Annotated in this window: 22 protein-coding genes and 3 tRNA genes; 19 read left to right on the top strand and 6 right to left on the bottom strand. The window is 52.0% G+C overall.

Annotated features, from left to right (window positions below; all coding sequences use genetic code 11):
* Positions 1-9 precede the first annotated feature (9 nt).
* Positions 10-213 (bottom strand): type II toxin-antitoxin system HicA family toxin, encoded by a 204-nt coding sequence (locus PXC00_RS08975; RefSeq protein ID WP_275846523.1) that lies wholly within the window; start codon positions 211-213, stop codon positions 10-12.
* Positions 214-483: 270 nt separating this feature from the next.
* Here PXC00_RS08975 and PXC00_RS08970 point away from each other — a divergent pair, with 270 nt between their 5' ends.
* Together PXC00_RS08970 and PXC00_RS08965 are read left to right on the top strand one after the other, a co-directional pair.
* A complete protein-coding gene (locus PXC00_RS08970; protein WP_316935212.1) occupies positions 484-1,449 on the top strand; it encodes an IS5 family transposase in 966 nt (321 codons plus the stop codon).
* Positions 1,450-1,525: 76 nt separating this feature from the next.
* Positions 1,526-2,299, top strand: coding sequence for a hypothetical protein (locus PXC00_RS08965; RefSeq protein WP_316934923.1), 774 nt, complete (start codon positions 1,526-1,528; stop codon positions 2,297-2,299).
* Here the strand turns inward: PXC00_RS08965 and PXC00_RS08960 are convergent.
* The 4 genes from PXC00_RS08960 to PXC00_RS08945 all read right to left on the bottom strand — a co-directional run bounded on the left by PXC00_RS08960 (position 2,277) and on the right by PXC00_RS08945 (position 3,051).
* Positions 2,277-2,600 carry a hypothetical protein gene (locus PXC00_RS08960; RefSeq protein WP_316934922.1) on the bottom strand — a complete coding sequence of 108 codons (324 nt, stop codon included), beginning with the start codon at positions 2,598-2,600 and terminating at the stop codon, positions 2,277-2,279. The two genes, PXC00_RS08965 and PXC00_RS08960, sit on opposite strands and share 23 nt — an antisense overlap.
* 216 nt (positions 2,601-2,816) lie before the next feature.
* A tRNA-Thr gene (locus tag PXC00_RS08955) sits at positions 2,817-2,892 on the bottom strand.
* A 3-nt stretch (positions 2,893-2,895) separates the two neighbouring features.
* Positions 2,896-2,972, bottom strand: a tRNA-Asp gene (locus PXC00_RS08950).
* Between the two features lie 3 nt (positions 2,973-2,975).
* Positions 2,976-3,051: transfer RNA gene (locus tag PXC00_RS08945), tRNA-Trp, on the bottom strand.
* A 224-nt stretch (positions 3,052-3,275) separates the two neighbouring features.
* On the opposite strand from PXC00_RS08945, the gene rpsU reads away from it, so the two are divergent.
* The 12 genes from rpsU to PXC00_RS08885 all read left to right on the top strand — a co-directional run bounded on the left by rpsU (position 3,276) and on the right by PXC00_RS08885 (position 12,304).
* Positions 3,276-3,452: a 30S ribosomal protein S21 gene (gene rpsU, locus PXC00_RS08940; protein ID WP_212508124.1), complete on the top strand. Its 177-nt coding sequence runs from the start codon at positions 3,276-3,278 to the stop codon at positions 3,450-3,452.
* An 80-nt stretch (positions 3,453-3,532) separates the two neighbouring features.
* Positions 3,533-4,048 (top strand): YqeG family HAD IIIA-type phosphatase, encoded by a 516-nt coding sequence (locus tag PXC00_RS08935; RefSeq protein WP_275843845.1) that lies wholly within the window; start codon positions 3,533-3,535, stop codon positions 4,046-4,048.
* 8 nt (positions 4,049-4,056) lie between these two features.
* Complete coding sequence (aroQ, locus tag PXC00_RS08930) at positions 4,057-4,497, top strand: type II 3-dehydroquinate dehydratase (protein ID WP_275843846.1); 441 nt, start codon at positions 4,057-4,059, stop codon at positions 4,495-4,497.
* Positions 4,498-4,595: 98 nt separating this feature from the next.
* A complete protein-coding gene (gene efp / locus PXC00_RS08925; RefSeq protein WP_275843847.1) occupies positions 4,596-5,153 on the top strand; it encodes an elongation factor P in 558 nt (185 codons plus the stop codon).
* An 89-nt stretch (positions 5,154-5,242) separates the two neighbouring features.
* Positions 5,243-5,707 (top strand): CD1247 N-terminal domain-containing protein, encoded by a 465-nt coding sequence (locus PXC00_RS08920; protein ID WP_275843848.1) that lies wholly within the window; start codon positions 5,243-5,245, stop codon positions 5,705-5,707.
* Positions 5,708-5,864: 157 nt separating this feature from the next.
* The gene (locus PXC00_RS08915) at positions 5,865-6,557 is read left to right on the top strand and encodes a Crp/Fnr family transcriptional regulator (RefSeq protein ID WP_275843849.1); all 693 of its coding nucleotides are present in this window, start codon (positions 5,865-5,867) and stop codon (positions 6,555-6,557) included.
* 47 nt (positions 6,558-6,604) lie between these two features.
* Positions 6,605-7,657, top strand: coding sequence for an ABC transporter substrate-binding protein (locus PXC00_RS08910; protein WP_275843850.1), 1,053 nt, complete (start codon positions 6,605-6,607; stop codon positions 7,655-7,657).
* The gene (locus tag PXC00_RS08905; RefSeq protein WP_316934921.1) at positions 7,632-8,450 is read left to right on the top strand and encodes an ABC transporter permease; all 819 of its coding nucleotides are present in this window, start codon (positions 7,632-7,634) and stop codon (positions 8,448-8,450) included. The genes PXC00_RS08910 and PXC00_RS08905 overlap by 26 nt, the downstream gene beginning before the upstream one ends.
* Positions 8,434-9,048, top strand: a complete 615-nt coding sequence (locus PXC00_RS08900; protein ID WP_316934920.1) for an ABC transporter ATP-binding protein — start codon at positions 8,434-8,436, stop codon at positions 9,046-9,048. The genes PXC00_RS08905 and PXC00_RS08900 overlap by 17 nt, the downstream gene beginning before the upstream one ends.
* Before the next feature lie 146 nt (positions 9,049-9,194).
* A complete protein-coding gene (locus tag PXC00_RS08895; RefSeq protein ID WP_275843853.1) occupies positions 9,195-11,123 on the top strand; it encodes a nucleoside-diphosphate sugar epimerase/dehydratase in 1,929 nt (642 codons plus the stop codon).
* Positions 11,124-11,221: 98 nt separating this feature from the next.
* Positions 11,222-11,986 (top strand): polysaccharide deacetylase family protein, encoded by a 765-nt coding sequence (locus PXC00_RS08890; protein WP_275843854.1) that lies wholly within the window; start codon positions 11,222-11,224, stop codon positions 11,984-11,986.
* A gap of 114 nt (positions 11,987-12,100) precedes the next feature.
* Positions 12,101-12,304, top strand: coding sequence for an alpha/beta-type small acid-soluble spore protein (locus PXC00_RS08885; RefSeq protein ID WP_275843855.1), 204 nt, complete (start codon positions 12,101-12,103; stop codon positions 12,302-12,304).
* 75 nt (positions 12,305-12,379) lie between these two features.
* Here PXC00_RS08885 and PXC00_RS08880 read toward each other — a convergent pair whose 3' ends face one another.
* Positions 12,380-12,778 (bottom strand): BofC C-terminal domain-containing protein, encoded by a 399-nt coding sequence (locus PXC00_RS08880; RefSeq protein ID WP_275843856.1) that lies wholly within the window; start codon positions 12,776-12,778, stop codon positions 12,380-12,382.
* 134 nt (positions 12,779-12,912) lie between these two features.
* Between PXC00_RS08880 and PXC00_RS08875 the strand changes: the two genes are divergently transcribed.
* The 5 genes from PXC00_RS08875 (at position 12,913) to miaB (ending at position 20,559) form a co-directional block, all read left to right on the top strand.
* On the top strand, positions 12,913-15,285 hold the full coding sequence (locus tag PXC00_RS08875) for a transglycosylase domain-containing protein (protein WP_275843857.1): 2,373 nt from the start codon (positions 12,913-12,915) through the stop codon (positions 15,283-15,285).
* Between the two features lie 225 nt (positions 15,286-15,510).
* Positions 15,511-16,755, top strand: a complete 1,245-nt coding sequence (locus PXC00_RS08870; RefSeq protein WP_275843858.1) for a homoserine dehydrogenase — start codon at positions 15,511-15,513, stop codon at positions 16,753-16,755.
* A gap of 42 nt (positions 16,756-16,797) precedes the next feature.
* A complete protein-coding gene (gene thrB, locus PXC00_RS08865; RefSeq protein WP_275843859.1) occupies positions 16,798-17,694 on the top strand; it encodes a homoserine kinase in 897 nt (298 codons plus the stop codon).
* A gap of 46 nt (positions 17,695-17,740) precedes the next feature.
* Positions 17,741-18,952 carry an aspartate kinase gene (locus PXC00_RS08860; protein ID WP_275843860.1) on the top strand — a complete coding sequence of 404 codons (1,212 nt, stop codon included), beginning with the start codon at positions 17,741-17,743 and terminating at the stop codon, positions 18,950-18,952.
* Positions 18,953-19,146: 194 nt separating this feature from the next.
* The gene (miaB, locus tag PXC00_RS08855; protein WP_275843861.1) at positions 19,147-20,559 is read left to right on the top strand and encodes a tRNA (N6-isopentenyl adenosine(37)-C2)-methylthiotransferase MiaB; all 1,413 of its coding nucleotides are present in this window, start codon (positions 19,147-19,149) and stop codon (positions 20,557-20,559) included.
* Positions 20,560-20,608 lie beyond the last annotated feature (49 nt).

The raw sequence follows: 20,608 nt of genomic DNA, 5'->3' as shown, positions 1-20,608 counted from the left end.
GAAAAGGAATCACGGAAGTGTGATTCCTGCCTGCGCTGCTATACTTCTAGCGGTTTTTATCGGTATATCTTTTCTAGGATGCGTGATTGTTACCAGACCGGGTTTTGTGGGGTGCTTGAACTGGTGGTGGTCACCTACACAGCGGACTTCATACCATCCGTCTGCCGTAATCAGCTTTATCAGTTCCCGAGAAGAATCGCTTTTCGTTTTCATCATCCCCTTTTGATACCACTATTATAGCACGTGTTTAGATACGTGTCAACACCGATTTCGAAGAAGCCTTCGCAAATGCATATAAAAAATCCCGACCGGTTAGGGTCGGGGAACAAGGAATTAACGAATGCATACATTGCAGGGGTCTGACTTGCCTGCTGCTTTGGCTTCTGCAATCGTGCCTGAGCAGATTTTTTTAGGGCAACACCGCACAGAAAAAAAGCTGCGGTAAGAAGCGAGATATGATAAAATAGGTATATGGATAAGCAGATGAGTATGTCAGCTCTGTGCGATGAACTGGCACAGGTGCGTACGAAGAAAAAAGAATTTCTCGAGCAGATTGAGCGCATCGTTCCATGGGGGAAATGGGTGGCCATGATCAAGCCGTGCTACTACAAAGGAGAGCACGGAAACAAGCCCTATGATTTGGAACTGATGCTGCGGCTGTATCTGCTGCAAAACCTATATAATCTATCCGACGAAGCAACGGTGGCTGAAACGATCGACAGTCGTGCCTTTTCGGATTTCTGCGGCGTGGAATCAAGCAATCAGGTGCCGGACGGGGATACGCTGGGAAGATTTCGTAATATTCTCATACAAAACGGTTTGCAGGAGCAGTTGTTTGCGCAGGTGGCAAATTTGCTGCAACAAAAGGGACTGCTTCTGAAAAAGGGTACCATTGTGGATTCCACCATCATAGCCGCTCCGTCCTCCACGAAAAATCAGGAGAAGCAGCGAGACCCGGATGCACATCAGGTGAAGAAGGGCAATGCGTGGCACTTTGGCTACAAGGCACATGTTGGGGTGGATAAGGATAGCGGGCTTGTTCACACGGTTGAGGTAACGGCCGCCAATGTCCATGATGTCGCCATGACCTCCAAACTGCTGACCGGAGAGGAAAGCGTTGTATACGGAGACAGCGGATATTTGGGAGCGGAAAAGCGCGAGGATGCCATTATAAAGAACAATGCTGGCAAGCGTATCCGTTACAAGTTCAATCGTCGCCCATCGCAAATCAAAAAGGGTTCCAACAGGTCGCAAGCCCAACTCAAGCGCAGAGAGCACGAAAAGTCATCGGTTCGTGCCAAAGTAGAACATGTTTTTGCCGTTGTGAAAGGTCTGTTACGGTACCGAAAGACGCGATACCGAGGTCTGCAAAAGCAGACCGCCAAACTGAATATGATGTTTGCGTTGGCGAATCTGATTCTGGCTGACAGGCCCGGCCTGGCAGTCTGATTGCGTTTGCCTTCGCAGATATAATTGGGAGAGTTCCTCGCTGTTTGCCGCCTTTGGCAGATGGCGTGGATTTTTTATGCCATTGTGCGGTGTTGCCTTAACAATCTTTAACACCCCATCAGGCAGTTTCGAACTGGCTTGTGTTGAGTTAGCGCTGTTTGGTAAAGAAAAAGAGTCTATACTTTTGATGAAATCCTTTGATAGCGTCACTGAAACGGTTAAGAGTTTTTGCTCCGTAGAAACTGCCGGCGCAAGCGAACCGGATGACGCAGAATCCGCCTTGTTTGAACAACTAACTAAGGAAACAAGCGCAAATACTGATGTAATTAAAATAACGCCTATGACGTACAACGAATGGGCGGAACAGCAGGGCATTAACCACAAAAATAGTGTTGCTGATTCTGGAAATGATGATATAATAAAAGCAGTAAGCGGCGGAAGAATAACCAACCCTTATGGAAAAGCTGCAACTGCTCACGCTGAACGCTATTATGGGCTTGTAAGGAATATGAAAAACGATGTTTCACGTATCGCCAAAAACACAGGATTTCCAGAAGAGGATATACAGCGAATTAAGAATTTCATTTTTCTTGAAAAGCACGACTTAGGGCATGGGAAACCGGAATACTTCGCTCCAGATTTTGCAATGGCTCAGTCTTGGCAAAGGCTGATTGATGGAAAAGCAAAACTACACGATTTAACGTTGTTGCGCCACGAAACGCTGGAAAACAAACTTATGGACAGCGGGATGTCGCAGAGTGAGGCACACATTCAGGCAAGTAAAAAATATAATTATACCAAGGGAAGTGATGATTACTATGGTGCGCTTAAAAAACATAACAATAAATAACCGCACAGCAGAAGCGGACTTTCTGCCGGAAGACAGTGATCAGCACGGACACATTGTTGTAGACCTTTCCACCGAGGAAATATTGAGCTGTGAAGAAGTTGAGGGATACGGAATGTCCTATCCGGGTCATGCCGCTGCCAAACTTGTTGAACTTGCAAAAGCGCACAGTCAGGAACAAGAATGTACAGTGATGTGGTACTAAGCCGCCCGGCAGTAGCCTGGCGGTATTTTTACGCATAAAATCAGAAGCAGGCAGCCATTTGGCTGCTTTTTTCATACTTAAAATCAGGAGGTAACCCATGACAAATGTATCTGCTGCTGGAACGGATACTTGATGAAGTGAAGAAAGAATAAAAAATATGTGCATACGTTGAAAAATAATCAAGGGTGGAAAGAAAAAAATGACCCTTTTTTGACCCTCTGTGACCCTCTGAACACCCCCAAAATACACATTTTGCGGAATGCTTCCGAACAAACAAAAAAGCTAGGAAATCCGCAGATTTCCTAGCTTTTTGATTGGAGCTGCTAATGCGATTCGAACGCATGACCTCATCCTTACCAAGGATGTGCTCTGCCAACTGAGCCATAGCAGCAAATGGCGACTCGGAACGGGATCGAACCGTCGACCTCTAGCGTGACAGGCTAGCGTTCTAACCAGCTGAACTACCGAGCCGTATGGCAGGGGCAGAAGGACTTGAACCCTCGGCACGTGGTTTTGGAGACCACTGCTCTACCAACTGAGCTATACCCCTATGGTGTGGATTGCGTTGTGGTCATCCCCAAGCGCGAGATTAATTCTATCACAGTGTTTTGCAAATGTCAATACTTTTTTGACGGATTTTACGGAATCCTGAAAAAACGTTTTTCTGGAAATACAGGGCTTGACAGAAGTTTTTTGAATCGGTATAATATTTATTGTGTAACAGATATTGATTACAGATAACCCCTGCCTTTTGGCGGATGGGAGGGAAAATACATGGCTGAGGTCCGAGTAAAAGACAATGAATCTTTGGACAGTGCTCTGCGCCGCTTTAAAAAGCAGTGCGCACGTTCCGGTGTCATTGCGGAGGTTCGCAAGAGGGAGGCTTACGAAAAGCCTTCTGTGCGGCGGAAGAAAAAATCCGAAGCAGCCCGTAAGCGCAAGTTTAAGTAATTAAACTTCACTTTGGTTTCTTAGGTACATGGAAAGCGGGCTTTGGGCCCGCTTTTTTATCGTAAGGAGAGGAGATTCCCTTGACGCTGAAAATGCCTTTCTGTTCCGTCGACAAGGTTACACAGATTACCCCTTCGCTGCTGCACAGCATGGGTGTCCGCGCAGTCCTGCTGGATGTGGACAATACGCTTTCGCCGCCGCAAAGCCAGGTGCCCTTTCCGGGCACAGTGGCGTGGGCGGAAAAAATGCAGCGCGAGGGCTTTCGACTTTTAATCCTTTCAAATAACTTTCGAAGCCGTGTGGAGCCTTTTGCCGCGCAGTATGGTCTGCCGTTTGTCAGCTTTGCCCTCAAACCGCTGCCGGGCGGGTATCTGCGCGCTATGCGGCAGTTGCAGGCACACCGCTCGGAAACCGTTGTTGTGGGGGATCAGGTTTACACCGATGTGATTGGCGCTAATTTGGTCGGACTGCGCTCCATTTTGGTGACGCCATGCATACTGGAAGAGTCCGCTTCGTTTCTGCGCCGCCGGCGCGGAGAAGAGGAAGTACGGCGCGCTCTCAAGGCGTCTGGCCGTCATCTTACACCGAAGGAGTGAGTTTACCGGTGACACAGAAAAAAATTTTGCTGCTTTTGGGGCCGAACCTCAATATGGTTGGCGTTCGGGAGCAGGGTGTGTACGGTACCGAAACCGCAGAAAGCATCCAGCAGGAAGTGCAGGCACTTGCACAGAAGCTGGGCTTTTCTCTGGATGTTTTTCAGTCGAATCATGAGGGAGAGCTGATTGACCGGATTCATGCCATGCGTGGTGTTTACGATGGCTGCATCCTCAATGCCGGCGCACTGACACACTACAGCTACGCGCTGCGGGATGCCATCAGCTGCGTGCACGGAATCCCGTTTATCGAAACGCACATGAGCAATATTTATGCACGCGAGGAGTTCCGCCACACCAGCGTGCTGGCACCGGTTTGCGCCGGACAGATTTCCGGCTTTGGAAAGACAAGCTATTTTCTGGCGCTGTATGCGCTGCAGTCGTTGCTTTAAACCCGATTTTTGTAAAATTGCTTGAATTTCTGACGAAAATAAGATACACTATTTCTATTATACTGCTATTGTTATTTATTGAATTGGAGGATACACGAATGATCTCTGCAGGTGATTTTCGCAATGGCGTGACCTTTGAAATGGACGGTCAGGTCGTTTCGATCATTGAATTTCAGCACGTAAAGCCGGGCAAGGGCGCCGCTTTTGTCCGCACCAAGATCCGCAATGTCATTACCGGGGCTGTTACGGAGCGTACCTTTAACCCGAACGACAAGTATCCGGTTGCGTACATTGAGCGCAAGGATATGCAGTACCTTTATAATGACGGCGATCTTTATTACTTCATGGATTCTGAAACTTTTGAGCAGATTCCGATTAACAAGGACGTGCTGGGTGACAGCTTTAAGTTTGTGAAAGAAAACATGGACTGCAAGGTGCTGTCTTACAAAGGTAACGTCTTTGGCGTGGAGCCGCCGAACTTTGTCGAACTGCAGATTACGGAAACGGATCCGGGCTTTAAGGGTGACACAGCCACCAACGCAACCAAACCCGCAAAGCTGGAAACCGGTGCGGAGATTAAAGTGCCGCTGTTCATTAACGAAGGCGAAGTCATTCGGATTGATACACGCACCGGTGAATATATGGAGCGTGCCTGATTCATACTGGCTTTAGGCAGTTTGGGCGGCAAATGCCTGAACCCGCTTTTTGCATAAAAAACAGATGATCCGTAAAAGGGAGGTTTATCATGACAGTCACCGAAAAAGTTTCGTACATCCGCGGATTGGCCGAAGGGCTGGAACTGGATGAAAACAGTAAAGAAGTGAAAGTCATTAACGCAATCATTGATTTACTGGAGGATCTTGCACAGTCCGTAACTGATGTGGAAGACGTTGTTTCTGATGTGGAGGGCCAGCTGGACGAGGTCGATGAAGACTTGGGTTCTTTGGAGCGGTTCGTTTACGACATTCCTGAAGACGAGGATGACGAAGACGGCTGCAGCTGCGGCTGTGAGGACGACGAGGATGGCGAATACTATGAAGTGACGTGCCCGAACTGTCACGAAACCATTTGCCTTTCTCAGGATATCGTGGAAGATGGGCAGATGGAATGCCCCAACTGCGGCGAAGTGTTGGAGTTTGACTTGGTCGATGAGGACGAGGAAGACGAAGCTTGCGGCTGCGGATGTAACCAGGATACCGAAAAAGAATAACATTGATTTTGCAGAAAGCCTGCGGGGAAACGAAATTCCTTCGCAGGCTTTTTTCTGCTGTGCGGAAAAAAGCGGCGGCGGCTTGACAGAGTCTGCACTTGGCTGTATAATTTTTCACAGCTAAAGTGTCTAATATGATACAGTTTCGGAGGGAATTATGCGGGAGCTGCAAAAGGAAGAACAGTTTTTCGAAAAGCTGCGGGACATTCCGCTGCTAGCGGGTGTCTGTGAGCAGACACTGACACTGGCCTTTCGAGATGACGGCTGCCACTATACCGTTTTTTCCGCAGGGGAGACTTTTACACCGGGGCGCAGGGTTGGCGTGGTGTGTTCCGGTGAGGTGCGGGCGTTCCGCCGGATTGCCGGTGGCGGGGAAGTGCTGCTGAACACTTTCTTTGCAGGCGATGTGTTTGGCTTGGCAAGTGCGTTTTTGCCGGAGGATACGCCGCTTTCTCTATTGCGTACAAAACGCACGGCAGAGGTGCTGTTTTTCGAGCGGCCGCTTTTACAAAAACTGTTTGCGGCGGATGCGAAAACGGCGGAAAATTATATTGCCGACCTTTCCGAACGCGTCGCGTTTTTGACACAGCGCATTAGCGTGGCGTCCGGAGGCACAGCCGGGCAGCGTTTGGCGGCGTGGCTGCTGAGCCGGCGCACGGATGAAGCGGGATGCTTGACCCTGCCGTGCAGTGTGGCGAATCTTTCCGGGCTGCTCGGCATCAGCCGGGCCTCCCTGTATCGTGTGCTGGCTGCTTTGCAGCAGTCCGGCATTTTGCGGCAGCAGGGGCGCACCATGCAGATTTTGAACCGTGGCAGGCTGGCTGCCTTGCAGGAAGCAGAGAGCATATAATCCGCACACAGCGGTTTATATAGGATTTTATGGAGGGAAGGTTTTTTATGATACCATTCAAAAAACAAATTTTCGCGCTGGCGCTTGCGGCAGCCATTGCGCTGTCTGCGGCGGCGTGCGCGGGCACAGGAGCTTCTTCTGCCGTTTCATCCGTGGCAAAGGGTACTTCGTCTGCTTCCGTTTCGTCCTCTGCGGTGGCTGCGGAAAAGACAACTATGAAAGTGGATACGCTGAAAGGCCCCACCGGTTTGGGAATGCTGAAAATGATGCAGGACACCGATGCTAAAACAGCGGCAAACGATTATCGCTTTACATTGGATTCAGATCCGACCGCGGCGGTTGCCAAGCTGACATCCGGCGAGGTGGATATGGCAGGACTGCCAACCAATTTGGCGGCGGCTCTGTACAAAAAAACCGGTGGGAAAATGCAGCTGCTCGAGATTAACACACTTGGTGTGCTGCACGTTGTGACCAACGGTGAAGCCGTCAAGTCTGTGAAAGATTTAAAGGGGAAAACGGTGTATTCCTCCGGCCAGGGTTCGGTTCCCGAATATACATTTAACTATATCCTGAAACAAAACGGGTTGACACCGGGCAAAGATGTGAAAGTTGTCTATGCATCCGAGCACGCCGAGGTGGTTACCAAACTGCTGTCCGGTGAGGCGAAAGTCGCGGTTCTGCCGGAGCCGTTTGTAACGCAGGCACTTGCCAAGTGCAAAACCGCAAAGTTAGCGCTGAATTTGACTGACGAATGGAACAAAGTTGTCAAGGACGGCAGCGTGCTGACCATGGGCTGCATCGTGGTGCGCAAAGAATTTGCCGACACACACAAGGAAGCTATCACGAAGTTTCTGCAGGAATACAAGGAAAGTTCAGACTACACGAACCAAAACCCCGCGCAGGCGGGCAAACTGGCGGAAAAATATCTGAGTATGCCGGCGGCTGTGGCGACCAAGGCAATTCCTAACTGCGGTATTACCTTTTTGGACGGTGCGGAGATGAAAGCCAAGGTGCAGCCGTTTTTAAAAATTATGTATCAGGAAAATCCGAAATCTGTAGGAGGAGCACTGCCGGATGATGGCCTTTACTACCAGAATTAAATCCGGCGTGAAACCGGCTGGAAAGCACTCCCGCGTTCTGCGGTGGGTGCTTTCTGCCGCTTTCTGGCTGCTGGTGTGGCAGGCTGCTGCCATGGCTGTGCATGAGGAAATCTTGCTGGTAACACCTTTAGCTGTTGCACGTAGGCTGGCACAGCTGGCGCGGACGGAGACGTTCTGGCTGACCGTAATCGGCAGTATGCTGCGCATTCTGCTTGGTTTCCTGCTGGCTATGGCTTTGGGAACGCTGCTTGCCGCCGCCACCAGCCGCAGCAGTATCTGCTACACGCTGTTTTATCCGGTAATCAGTATCATAAAGGCTACGCCAGTTGCGTCGTTCATCATTTTGGCTTTGGTGTGGTTCAGCTCCGCAAAAATTCCGATTTTTACATCGTTTTTAATTGCTATGCCGCTTTTTTGGCAGAATGTGTCAAACGGAATTGCCTCGACAGACCGCAGTCTGCTGGAAATGGCGTCGGTGTACCGGTTTGGCAGGCTGCGGAAGCTGACGGCGGTTTATGTGCCGTCGGTGCTGCCGTATTTCTCCGCAGCGTGCAGTACGGGAATTGGTATGGCGTGGAAAGCGGGCGTTGCGGCAGAGGTGTTGGCAAATACGAAGCTGTCTGTCGGCGGAAATCTGTACGATGCGAAGATTTATCTGGAAACACCGGATTTGTTTGCCTGGACTGCAGCCATTGTAATTCTCAGCGTTGCACTGGAAAAAGGATTGGGACGCTTGCTGCAGCGGCGTTCGGCTGCCGGAATGGGGGAGGCGGAACATGACAGCGGGATTTGAAGACGTATCGTTTTCCTATGACGGCGGAAAGCCGGTGCTGCTGCATTTTACACTGCGCCTGCCGGCGCGCGGCACCGTGTGCCTGCTGGGGCCCTCCGGCTGCGGAAAAACCACCTTGCTGCGGTTGCTGGCAGGCCTTGAAACACCGCAGGCGGGCAGGGTGGAGCGCCCGGAAAGGGTTGCGGTTGTGTTTCAAGAGGATCGTCTGCTGCCTTGGATGACAGCGCGGCGGAACGTCGCGGCAGTTCTGCGCGGCAGCCGAGATGAAACGCTGGAAGAGGCGGGTACGTGGCTGCGGAAGCTGGGTCTTGCCGGCAACGAGGACGTATTGCCGGGGAAATTGTCCGGTGGTATGCGGCAGCGGGTTTCGCTGGCGCGTGCGCTTGCGTTCCGACCGGAACTGCTGCTTTTGGACGAGCCATTTCACGCGCTGGACAGCGACTCCAAAGTTCTATGTGCGGATGTGCTGCGCCGGGAGGGAACGCAGCAGCTGACGGTTCTGGTCACCCACGACCGCGAAGAAGCAGAAACGCTGGCGGACAGCAGGGTGCTTCTGCAGGGTGCGCCACTGCGGGTGATGTCGGGCTTGGAGAGCTGATTTTTTCGGATGAATTTCAAAGTTTTCGGTTCCGTCTGCGCAGAACTTTTGCGGCAGACGGAATTTTTATATTTGATTTGATTTGCAAATGTGCTATAATACATGGGTTAGATTGCGATGATACCGTTGTATGGGAGTTTTGAAAAATGAAAAAAACCAACCGGATTTTTCGGAATATATCACTCAAAAGCCTGATTCCGCAGCTGATTGTGGATGTACTGAGCGTGTACCTTGGCTATTGGCTTGCGTTTGTTCTGCGCTTTGATACGATTAATTTCGATTATTATCAGCGGGAAACGTTTAATTTTTGGATTCCATGGCTGATTCTGATCCATCTTGCCTGCTTCTTTGTGGCACGATTTTACAACACGCGGTGGGAGTTCTGCAGTATCGATGAGATTTTTCAGATTTTCCTCGGCAGCACTTCTGCCGCGGCCATCTGCTTCCTGCTGGTGCACAACACCAGTAATTTCTTTGACATCAGCCGCTTCTGGCGCGGCGTGTATGTGATTGCCTATGTGCTGATTTTCGGGTTTGTCTGCCTGACACGCATCAGCGTGCGCTTCGCGTACCGCCTGCGGCGCTCGCACATCGGGCGGATGTCTGATGAGTTTAAGCGCGTTATGATTGTTGGTGCCGGTGAGATGGGCTCCATGCTGATTAAAGATATGAAAAATGCGCCGGAAAGCAAGGGTGTGCCGGTAGTAGCGATTGACGACGACCCCAAAAAGCGCGGCACACGCATTAACGGCGTTAAAATTGTCGGCGGGCGTAATGTGATTCCTCGCATTGCGGCGCGGTATAATATTGATGAGATTTTACTCGCAATGTCGGCGGTTTCTATGCCGGACAAGCAGGAGATCATGCACATCTGTGCTTCCACCGGCTGTGAGTTGAAGACCATTCCGGCACTTTACGAAATTGTCGAGGGCACACCGGCCAGTATGCAGGTGCACGATGTGGATATTACCGACCTGCTCGGCCGCGATGAGATTCACCTGAACACAGAGGAAATCAGCGGCTATCTGCAGGGCAAAACCATTATGGTGACCGGCGGCGGCGGTTCCATTGGCAGCGAGCTTTGCCGGCAGATTGCACACTTCAAGCCGAAAAAAATCGTTGTGTTTGATATCTATGAAAACAATGCGTATGACCTGCAGAACGAAATGAAAATTAAGTACGGTGACAGCCTGGACTTGGAGGTCATCATCGGTTCTGTGCGCGACCGTGCGCGTGTGGAGCACGTGATGCGCGCCTATCGGCCAGATGTTCTGTTTCACGCGGCTGCACATAAGCACGTGCCGCTTATGGAGCTGAGTCCCGGTGAAGCCGTCAAAAACAACGTCTTCGGCACGCTGAACGTTGCGCAGACCTGTGACAAGTGTCATGTAAAGCGCATGGTGCTGATTTCCACGGATAAGGCGGTCAATCCAACCAATATTATGGGTGCGACCAAACGTATCTGTGAATTGATTATTCAGTACATGAGCCGCCACAGCCAGAACACCGAGTACGCTGCCGTTCGTTTCGGCAATGTGCTTGGCAGCAGCGGCAGTGTGATTCCGCTGTTTAAGCGTCAGATTGCTGCGGGCGGTCCGGTCACGGTTACACATCCCGACATCATCCGTTACTTCATGACCATTCCGGAGGCGGCGCGGTTGGTGATTCAGGCGGGCGGCATGGCGCACGGCGGCGAGATCTTTGTGCTCGATATGGGTCAGCCGGTCAAGATTGTTGACCTTGCGCGCAACCTGATCCGCCTGTCCGGCTATGAGCCGGATGTAGATATCAAGATTGCATTTACCGGCCTGCGTCCGGGTGAAAAGCTGTACGAGGAACTGTTGCTGGATTCTGAGGGCAAGTGTGAGAAAACCAAGCATGATTTGATTTACATCGGGTCACCAATTGCATTCAACGAGCCGAGTTTCCTTTCGGATTTGGAGGAACTTCGCGGAGTTGCAGGGGCAGACAACAAAAAAATGGTGGACATTGTGCACCGGCTTGTGCCCACCTATTCCGGCCATGCAGACCGAACCGATCTGCTGGCTGTCGAGGCGGACAAAGAAGGCGTATAACCCAAAGGCAGCTGTGTGATTTTTTGCGCAGTTGCCTTTTTTCTGCCGGTGCTAAAAAACTGCCAAGCGGAATACAGTGAAGCGGGAGGGGATTTGCCGTGCATTGTTTTTGGATCTTGCGCAGGCGGGCATTTTGGGTCTGCACGCTGTTGGTGTGTCTGGGCTTTGGATTTGCCGCGCATACGTTTGCCTATGCGCAAAGTCCCCTGCGTGAGCCGTTGCAGGCGATTGTGCCATCCCGCAAAGCGGCGGCAATCACTTTTGACGCGGACATGGATGCCGATGATGTTCCGGCGCTGCTGCAGGCACTGCATGAAAAAAATGTGCACGCTACTTTTTTTGTGACTGGTGTCTGGGCGGAAAAATATCCGCAGGCGCTGCGGCAGATTGCACAGGCAGGGCACGAAATCGGCTGTCACGGGGATTTGCACCGTGATTTGACGGCACTGACGGCGGAACAGCAGCGGCAGGACCTTGCCGCAAACTGCGAAAAAATCCGCGCGGCGTGCGGGGCCGAAGCGGCGTGGCTGCGCCCACCGTACCGCCGCTGGAACAGTACGCTGCTGCAGTCGGCGCACGCGCAGGGGCTGCGTGTGGCAGATTGCTCTGCCGTAACGGATGACTGGAAAAACGCGGCGCCGCAGATTGTCTGCGCGCAGGCGCTTGACCGGCTGAAGTCCGGCGGCATTCTGCTGCTGCACTGCAGCGGGCTGAACACCGCGACGGCACTGCCGCGGATTCTGGCGGCACTGCAAAGCCGCGGCTTTGCCCTTGGCACAGTGTCGCAGCTTGCAGAAACTGCTTGCGTCTCTGGCAGAAAGCGATTGGTTTCTTTCACATTTTTGTGCAGAAAATTCGGATAGAATTGCCTGCCTCACTCCTTAAATTGACAGCTATAAATACCGAGTGCGCGCGCAAACTAGGAAAGCAAACGCAAGATATATCATTTTTCAACAGGGAAAAGGAGTGTATTGAAGATGGCAAGCAATTCTACAAGCAACAAGCTGGTTGTTCCGGAGGCTCGCGAGGCACTGGACAAGTTCAAAATGGAAGCAGCGTCTGAAGTCGGTGTGAACCTCAAGCAGGGTTACAACGGCGACCTGACCAGCCGCGAAGCCGGCAGTGTCGGCGGCCAGATGGTCAAAAAAATGATTAAGTCCTACGAAGAAAGCATGAAGTAAGCTTCTGCCTCCTTCAGGGCGCCGTGCCGCGGGGCATGGCGCCCTTCTTTTACATACAATGCAGTGCGTTTTAGCTCAGCTGATATAGTCCTCTACAATCTGCTGCAGTTCTTCCGCCGACTGCACGGAAATGCCGCTGCTCAAAAGCTGCTGGTCTGCCGTTGGCAGCGAGGCGGTCTGTACGTTCAGAATCCGAAAGGGCGCTTCTTCTCCAACACGAAAAATGCCGATTTCTCCGTGATAGGTTTTTACCAGGTAGGCAGCAGTTTTTTCGCCGGCTTCGTCTGATTGCAGAGCAGAGGAGCCCACCGGGCTGCTTTCTTGACTTGAAACCGTATTTGCGCTAGAATAAACAAATGCGCTGGACGGTGTCTGCTTGGTTTCCTGTACTTCGCTTGTGACCGAAAGGGATACAACCAGCAGCGCGGTGACCGCAACTGCGCATACTAGCATGACGATATTCAGCTTTTTCACAAGGCATCACCTCGGCTGCAGTATGTGCATATTTTGGCAAAATATACATCCCGCCAAAATACGCTTCAGTCGGACAGACTGCCGGGTGCTTTTGCATCATTTGGCGGCAGACCACGATTGTGGAGGATAACAGAATGAAGAAAACGAACAGAGACACCAGCTTTTTAAACGGCCAGATGCACGACCGCACGGCGTCTGCAACCGGTGCTTCGGTTTTTAAAGTGATTGGCAAAGTCCTGCTGACGGTGTTGACCATTTTCATGATTACTATGGTGATTGTGGGCATTTCGCTGCTTTCTTTTGTTTACAGCATGAAGGACGAGTCTGTGAAAATTGACCTTAAAGAGTACAAGCAGACTTACACCAGTTACCTGTATGTCAATGGCTCCGGCGATAATTCAGACCAGCCGGTACAGAAGCTCTCCCTGCACAGCGGGGAGCAGCGCACTTGGGTGGATTACAGCAAGATTCCGCAGGCGATGAAAGACGCGATGGTTTCCATTGAGGACAAGCGCTTTTGGGAGCACAATGGTGTTGATTGGAAGCGAACTGCCGGCGCGATGCTGAACCTTTTTGGCGGGGAGGACAGCTACGGAGGCTCCACCATTACGCAGCAGCTGATTAAAAATCTCACACAGGAAGACGAAGTCAGCTTAACGCGTAAGGTCAAGGAAATTTTCCGCGCCTTGAATTTGGAAAAAAAGTACAGCAAAGAGCAGATTCTGGAGGCATACCTCAACTGTGTGCCATTCGGCTCCGGCACGCAGGGGGTGCAGGCCGCCGCCAACCTTTATTTTGGAAAGAATATTCAGGATTGCGACATTGCGCAGTGCGCCGCAATTGCCGGTATTACGCAGAATCCTTCCAAGTATACGCCACTGGTGCACAAGGACAACAACCGTCAGCGTCAGCAGACGGTTTTGACAGCCATGCACGACCAGAAACGCATTACCGATGCGCAGTACGCACAGGCCATGAAAGAAAGTGAAAACATGACCTTCGTCGGGAAAAAAGGCTCGGACAGCAGCGACCAAGTCTGGGACTGGTACACAGAGGCGGTCATCCGCGATGTGCAGAAAGCGCTGATGAATCTGTACAGCTGCTCCAGCAGCGCGGCGAGCAATATGATTTACAGTTCCGGCTTGAAGATTTATTCCGCAGAGAATCAAGACCTGCAGTCCGTCGCGGAGGATTATATTTTAAATAGTGGCGTTTTGGACGATGACAAGCAGGTGCAGACAGGCTTTTGTGCGGTTGGTTATGACGGTCGTGTGCTGGCAACCGTTGGCAGCAGAAATAAGAAAACCGCCAACTTAATTAACTCTTACGCAACCATGCTGAAGTTTCAGTCCGGTTCTTCTGTCAAGCCCATTTCTACGTATGCGCCCGCGCTGGACAAAGGGCAGATTACGTACTCCTCGCTGGTGAAGGATGAAAAGGTGGAGAATTACTTCCCGGACGGCAGCGCCGGGCCGAATAACTACAGTTCTGATACGTTGTCTTCCGTTTGCCATGGCGAAGTGCCGGCACAGGAAGCACTTGCACATTCCTACAACTGTGCGGCCGCGCAGGTGTGCAAGGCGTTCGGCATTACCAACAGCTATAATTTCATGGTGCAGAAGCTTGGCTTTGGCAACAGTCTGACCAAGCAGGACAGCCAGCTGCTGGGCAGCATGGCGCTCGGCGGGCAGGAACAGGGTGTCACAGTGCTGAACATGGCTTCTGCCTATGAAATTTTCGGGAATGGCGGCAAGTATTATCAGCCGTATACCTTTTATAAGGTGCTGGATCACAACGGCAATGTGATCATTGATAATACCAAAAAGGCACCGGTGCAGGCTATCAGTTCGGTTTCTGCGTCCATCATGAATCGGATGCTGCGCACAGTTGTGACTGAGGGCACCGGTACCGCGGCAAACATTGACGGTTGGGACATCATTGGCAAAACCGGTACAACGGATAATGATGTCAACAGCTGGTTTGTCGGCGCCAATCCTTATGCCACCGGCGCGGTCTGGACCGGCTACGGAAAGAATAAAACACTTTCCAGCACACGCTATTCTAAGGCAATCTGGAAAGGAATTTTCGAACGCTATCTTGCTAAGCAGGAAAAGAAGGACTTTACGTTTGACGGCAATATGGTGAAAAAGGAGTACTGCGTACAGTCGGGTCTGTTGGCGGCTGATGGCGAAACAGATGTGAAGGACGGCTATTATGACCGCAATAACCTGCCGGAGGTGTGCGACGGCAACCACGGTTCCACGGATTCGGAAGCGGATGAAAATACGACTTCGGAAGGAACCGACAGCAGCACATCGGCAGAAAACGGAGCAACGGATAGCACACCGGACACTGCGGGGCAGGATGACACCGACAGCAGCCGACCCACCTCGGACTCTCCGAAAGCCTCCAGTGAGCACACAGAGGATTCCAAACCGGCGCAGGACAGCAAGCCTGCGGCTTCTCAAAAACCTATTTCAGCAACACCGGAAAGCGGCACCCGATAACGTGCCTCTGCGGCTGCTACGGATGCGTTCTGCATACCGCGGCAGCCGCTTTTGCAATTTTTCTTGTCGAAGAAAGGGAAAATGCCCGCAAAAGCATGAAAAACGGTTGAAACTTGCACAAAAACATGTTAAACTGATAAAGCGTCCATACAAATCAATTCGTTCATGCGCCGGGCTTTCGGCTCGGCTTGTTTGATAAAATGCGGTCGTAAGGGAGTGCTGAAGATGGTCGAAATCGCAGTCATGGGTTACGGTGTGGTTGGTACCGGAGTCATTGAGGTGCTCGCGAAGCATGCTGAGGGGCTGACGCTTCGCGCACACGAGGCCATTCACGTCAAGTATGTTCTTGTGCGCAGGGACTTTCCAAATCCGCCGATGATGGGAACCTTCACAAAGTCTTTCGACCAGATTCTGGAGGACCCGGAAGTTAAAATTGTGGTGGAGGTCATGGGCGGGCTCAACCCTGCGTATGATTATGTGCGCCGTTGCCTGCTGGCAGGCAAAAGCGTGGTCACTTCCAACAAGGAACTGGTTGCGGCAAAGGGTGCCGATCTGTTGCAGGTGGCGCGGGACAAAAATGTGAATTTTTTGTTTGAAGCAAGTGTGGGCGGCGGAATCCCTATTATCCGCCCGATGAGCCAGTGCCTGGCGGCCAATGATGTGGTCGGCGTGGCGGGCATTTTGAACGGAACCACCAATTACATTCTGACGAAAATGTTTCGGGATGGCACGGATTTTCAGTCGGCGCTTAAACAGGCGCAAGAACTGGGCTACGCGGAGCGCGACCCTTCTGCGGATGTAGAGGGTGCGGATGCCTGCCGAAAAATCTGCATTCTGGCTTCTTTGGCTTACGGGCGCCATGTGTATCCGGAACAGGTGCATACAGAAGGAATTACGCGGATTACGCTTGCGGATGTGGAGTATGCGGAAACTTGGGGCGGCGTGGTAAAGCTGATTGGTGAGGTTAAGCGCACACCGGATAATCGGGTTTCGTGCATTGTCTGTCCGATGTTTATCGGGCGCGAGAGCCAGCTTGCCAATGTGGATGATGTATTTAACGGCATCATGGTGCGCGGCGATGTGACCGGTGACGTGGTGTTTTACGGAAAAGGCGCGGGCAAAATGCCGACTGCCAGCGCGGTGGTTGCGGATGTGATTGACTGCGTGAAGCACCTGAAGGCGCGCAAGTACCTTTATTGGTCTGACGGGGATCCGGACTATGTGGAAGATTACCGGGAGGCATCTCGCATATTCTTCGTTCGTGCGCACGCAGCGGATGCGGATGCAGCGTTTGAAAAAGCTGCCGCAGCATTTCCGGGCGCGTCACGGCTGCACCGCAAGCAGGCGGAGCCGGGCGAATTTGCGTTTGTGACAGATCACCTGCAGGAAAAAGTCTGTGACGAAAAGCTGGCGCAGCTGCAGAAAGAGGGTCTGACTGTAGACAGCCGGATTCGAATCGGCGAGATGTGACACATCGAAAAATATGACAAAATCATTCGGGAGTAGTGGATTATGATACGGATACAGGTACCGGCCACCAGTGCGAATCTGGGGTCTGGTTTTGATTCGCTTGGGATTGCGCTGAATCTGTACAATCAGGTCTGGATGGAAGAAGCGGACGCGGTGGACATTTCCTGCAAGGATGATGTCCAGGTGCCGCTGGATGAGCACAATCTGATTTTCTGGGCGGCAAAACAGCTGTATGAGCAGTGCGGCAGAAAGCTGCCGGGCATGAAAATTGTTCAGCTTAATAACATTCCCATGGCGCGCGGGCTTGGCAGCAGCTCCGCCTGCATTGTTGCGGGAATTTTGGGAGCCAACCGGCTGCTGGGCAGCCCGTTGGACACCAAGGAACTGGTGACGCTGGCAACAAAAATCGAGGGGCATCCGGACAACGTTGCGCCGGCGTTGGAGGGCGGTCTGGTTGCCTCCGCAATTGAAGGCGGCAAGGTTTACAGCGTCAGTGTGCCAGTATCCGAGAAAATCCGCTTTGTTGTTTTTATACCTCCTTTTGAACTGAAGACAGAAAAGGCACGTTCGGTACTGCCGGACAGCTACAGCCGCGCCGATGCGGTTTACAATCTTTCGCGTTCCGCCTTGATGACCGCCTCTCTCTTTTCGGGAAATTTAGAAAATTTGAGGGTGGCTGTGCAGGATAAAATCCATCAACCGTATCGCTCCGGCTTAATTGAAAATTATGAGGATGTCTGCCGAATGAGCTATGAGCTCGGTACGTTGGGCACCTGCATCAGCGGCGCGGGGCCGACCATTATTTCTATGGTGCGCGCGGAAGAGTCGGAAAGCTTTGCAGAAACCGCAAAGTCTCACCTTGCGGAAAAAGGCATGGGGGAGTGGCAGGTGAAGTTGCTGACAACGGAATCCTGCGGTGCAAAGATTTTTATTGAGTAGTTTGGCACCGCTTGATTGATTTATAAGAAGATGGAGGATGGACTGTATGAGTCTTATTGTGCAGAAGTTCGGCGGCAGTTCTGTGGCGAATGCAGAGCGGGTCTTTCATGTTGCGGAAACGGTCACTAACACCTACAAGCAGGGAAACGATGTGGTCGTGGTCGTTTCCGCGCAGGGCGACACAACGGATGATTTGATTGCCAAAGCCAATGAAATCAATCCACGCGCCAGCAAGCGGGAAATGGATATGCTGCTCACTGCGGGCGAGCAGATTAGCGCGTCCCTGCTTGCTATGGCGATTGAAAAGCTTGGCTTTCCGGTTGTTTCTCTCTTGGGCTGGCAGGCGGGCTTTGTAACCAGCACCGCTTATGGCAGTGCGCGGATTCACCGTGTGGAGCCGGACCGTATCCGCAAGGAACTGGACAAAAAGCATATTGTTGTGGTGACCGGCTTTCAGGGCGTTAACCGGTATGACGATATGACTACGCTGGGGCGCGGCGGCAGCGACACCAGTGCGGTGGCCATTGCGGCGGTCATGCACGCGGATCTGTGCCAGATTTACACGGATGTGGAGGGCGTCTTCACAGCGGATCCGCGCAAGGTGAAAAATGCAAAGAAACTTGCCAGCATTTCTTATGATGAAATGCTGGAGCTTGCCACACTGGGCGCGCAGGTGCTTAATAACCGCTCGGTAGAAATGGCAAAAAAGTACGGCATTGAGCTGGAGGTGCTCTCCAGTATGACCAACAAACCTGGCACAATCGTGAGGGAGGCAAATAAAGTGGAAGAAATGCTCATCAGCGGTGTTGCGAAGGACAACGACGTGGCCCGCATTTCCATCATCGGTGTTCCGGATCGGCCGGGACTTGCATTTAAAATCTTCACAAAGCTTGCGGCAAAGAATATTAACGTCGATATTATTCTGCAGTCTGTCGGGCGCAACGGCACTAAGGACATTAGCTTCACAGTGAATCGCAGCAATTTGCAGGATACCATGGATCTGCTTGGGCCTTTTGTGGAAATGATCGGTGCCACAAGCGTGGTGTATGACGAACATGTGGCGAAGATTAGCATTGTCGGCGCAGGCATGGAGTCCCATCCGGGCGTGGCATCCACCATGTTTGAGTCGCTGTTTGATGCGAACATCAACATTCAGATGATTTCCACCAGTGAGATTAAGATTTCTGTGCTGATTGACGAGGATGATGCTGACAAGGCGGTTTCCGTTATCCACAGAAAGTTCTATGGAGAAAATTAAGCGGAAAATTCCGCTTTTCAAGGCTGCGGCGGGGGTTGTTTCCCGCGGCAGCTTTTTGCTGTTTTGAGGCAGGGTTTCTTCCTTGCCCTTTTCGACGGAATATGCTATACTTAATAGCTAACCGGGCAAGCGGCCGTTTTGCAGCAGAAATCCGGTTGGCTTTTGAATGACACAGGAAACGGAGAGATTGACTTTTGGCGGAACAGCTTGACACCTTTACAGCAGCCGAGCGGCAGCCGATTGCACAGCTGCGGGAGATTATGCAGGTGCGCAAACGTGGGGAAGAGCCGCTTGCGTTCGTGCATACGTACGGCTGTCAGCAGAATGTGGCGGACAGCGAAAAAATCAAAGGGATGTTGGCACAGATGGGCTTTTCCTTTACGGAAACGCCGGAAGATGCGGACTTCATCCTGTTTAACACCTGCGCAGTGCGGGAGCACGCGGAAGACCGCGTATTCGGCAATGTCGGTGCGCTGAAAAACATCAAGCGTCATCATCCAAGCGTCATCATCGCGCTGTGCGGCTGCATGATGGAGCAGGAACACGTTGCGCAGCGGATTCACGACAGCTATCCGTTTGTCAATCTGCTGTTCGGAACGCATCAAATCCGCAATTTCCCGCAGTTGCTGTTTACCTGCATCACAGACAGCCGCCGTGTTTTCGCGCGCGGAGGGGAGGAGCAGGACCGCAAAATCAGCGAGGATCTGCCCACCCGCCGCGACGGCAAGTTCAAGGCTTGGCTGACCGTGATGTACGGCTGCGACAATTTCTGCTCGTACTGCATTGTGCCGTATGTGCGCGGCCGCGAGCGCTCCCGCGCACCAGAGGCGGTTCTTGCGGAGTTTGAGGAACTGGTACAGCAGGGTTATAAGGATATCACCCTGCTGGGGCAGAATGTGAATTCCTACGGAAAGAAGCCGGATCGCGGTACGAATTTTGCACAGTTGCTGCGGCGCTTGGACGAGGTGCCGGGGGATTATCGGATTCGCTTTATGACCAGCCACCCGAAAGACTGCACCCATGAGCTTTTGGATGTGATGGCGGGCGGTAAGCATATTGCCCACCACCTGCACCTGCCGTTTCAGTCCGGCAATGACCGGATCCTGAAAGAGATGAACCGCCACTATGACCGTGCGGCGTATCTGGAACTCATTCACTACGCAAAGCATGTGATGCCAGATTTGAGCCTGACAAGCGACGTGATTGTCGGTTTTCCCGGTGAAACGTACGAGGAATTCCGTGACACCGTGTCGCTGATTGAAGAAGTCGGTTTCACAAGTCTTTTTACATTTATCTATTCTCCGCGGGAGGGCACCCGCGCCGCAAAGATGCCCGATCCGGTTCCGGCAGAGGAAAAATCCCGCTGGTTTCAGGAGCTGTGCGCGGCGCAGGAGCAGATTGCCGCGAAGCGGTGCGCCTGTGCGGTGGGCACGGTGCAGCGGGTACTGGTGGAAGAGCAAAATCCAAAAACCGGTCTGCTGACCGGCCGAACCGGCGGCAATATTATTGTTGACTTTTCGGGGGATGCGTCGCTTTGCGGGACCTTTCAGATGGTACAAATCACAGCTGCCAGGAATTGGATTTTGACTGGCGAGTTGTGCGGATAAATTTTTTTGTGTTCCATACTAGTTATTTATATAAAATTCCAATAGTTTA

The sequence above is a fragment of the Caproicibacterium argilliputei genome (assembly GCF_029211325.2).
Classification (GTDB): Bacteria; Bacillota; Clostridia; order Oscillospirales; family Acutalibacteraceae; genus Caproicibacterium; species Caproicibacterium argilliputei.
This window is presented reverse-complemented; position numbering and strand designations above follow the sequence as displayed.

Excerpts from the sequence above, each read along its gene's own strand:
- PXC00_RS08975 (WP_275846523.1), bottom strand. The coding sequence starts at position 213 with ATGAAAACGAAAAGCGATTCTTCTCGGGAACTGATAAAGCTGATTACG.
- PXC00_RS08970 (WP_316935212.1), top strand. The coding sequence starts at position 484 with ATGAGTATGTCAGCTCTGTGCGATGAACTGGCACAGGTGCGTACGAAG.
- PXC00_RS08965 (WP_316934923.1), top strand. The coding sequence starts at position 1,526 with ATGCCATTGTGCGGTGTTGCCTTAACAATCTTTAACACCCCATCAGGC.
- PXC00_RS08960 (WP_316934922.1), bottom strand. The coding sequence starts at position 2,600 with ATGGGTTACCTCCTGATTTTAAGTATGAAAAAAGCAGCCAAATGGCTG.
- rpsU (WP_212508124.1), top strand. The coding sequence starts at position 3,276 with ATGGCTGAGGTCCGAGTAAAAGACAATGAATCTTTGGACAGTGCTCTG.
- efp (WP_275843847.1), top strand. The coding sequence starts at position 4,596 with ATGATCTCTGCAGGTGATTTTCGCAATGGCGTGACCTTTGAAATGGAC.
- PXC00_RS08920 (WP_275843848.1), top strand. The coding sequence starts at position 5,243 with ATGACAGTCACCGAAAAAGTTTCGTACATCCGCGGATTGGCCGAAGGG.
- PXC00_RS08915 (WP_275843849.1), top strand. The coding sequence starts at position 5,865 with ATGCGGGAGCTGCAAAAGGAAGAACAGTTTTTCGAAAAGCTGCGGGAC.
- PXC00_RS08910 (WP_275843850.1), top strand. The coding sequence starts at position 6,605 with ATGATACCATTCAAAAAACAAATTTTCGCGCTGGCGCTTGCGGCAGCC.
- PXC00_RS08905 (WP_316934921.1), top strand. The coding sequence starts at position 7,632 with ATGATGGCCTTTACTACCAGAATTAAATCCGGCGTGAAACCGGCTGGA.
- PXC00_RS08900 (WP_316934920.1), top strand. The coding sequence starts at position 8,434 with ATGACAGCGGGATTTGAAGACGTATCGTTTTCCTATGACGGCGGAAAG.
- PXC00_RS08895 (WP_275843853.1), top strand. The coding sequence starts at position 9,195 with ATGAAAAAAACCAACCGGATTTTTCGGAATATATCACTCAAAAGCCTG.
- PXC00_RS08885 (WP_275843855.1), top strand. The coding sequence starts at position 12,101 with ATGGCAAGCAATTCTACAAGCAACAAGCTGGTTGTTCCGGAGGCTCGC.
- PXC00_RS08875 (WP_275843857.1), top strand. The coding sequence starts at position 12,913 with ATGAAGAAAACGAACAGAGACACCAGCTTTTTAAACGGCCAGATGCAC.
- PXC00_RS08870 (WP_275843858.1), top strand. The coding sequence starts at position 15,511 with ATGGTCGAAATCGCAGTCATGGGTTACGGTGTGGTTGGTACCGGAGTC.
- thrB (WP_275843859.1), top strand. The coding sequence starts at position 16,798 with ATGATACGGATACAGGTACCGGCCACCAGTGCGAATCTGGGGTCTGGT.
- PXC00_RS08860 (WP_275843860.1), top strand. The coding sequence starts at position 17,741 with ATGAGTCTTATTGTGCAGAAGTTCGGCGGCAGTTCTGTGGCGAATGCA.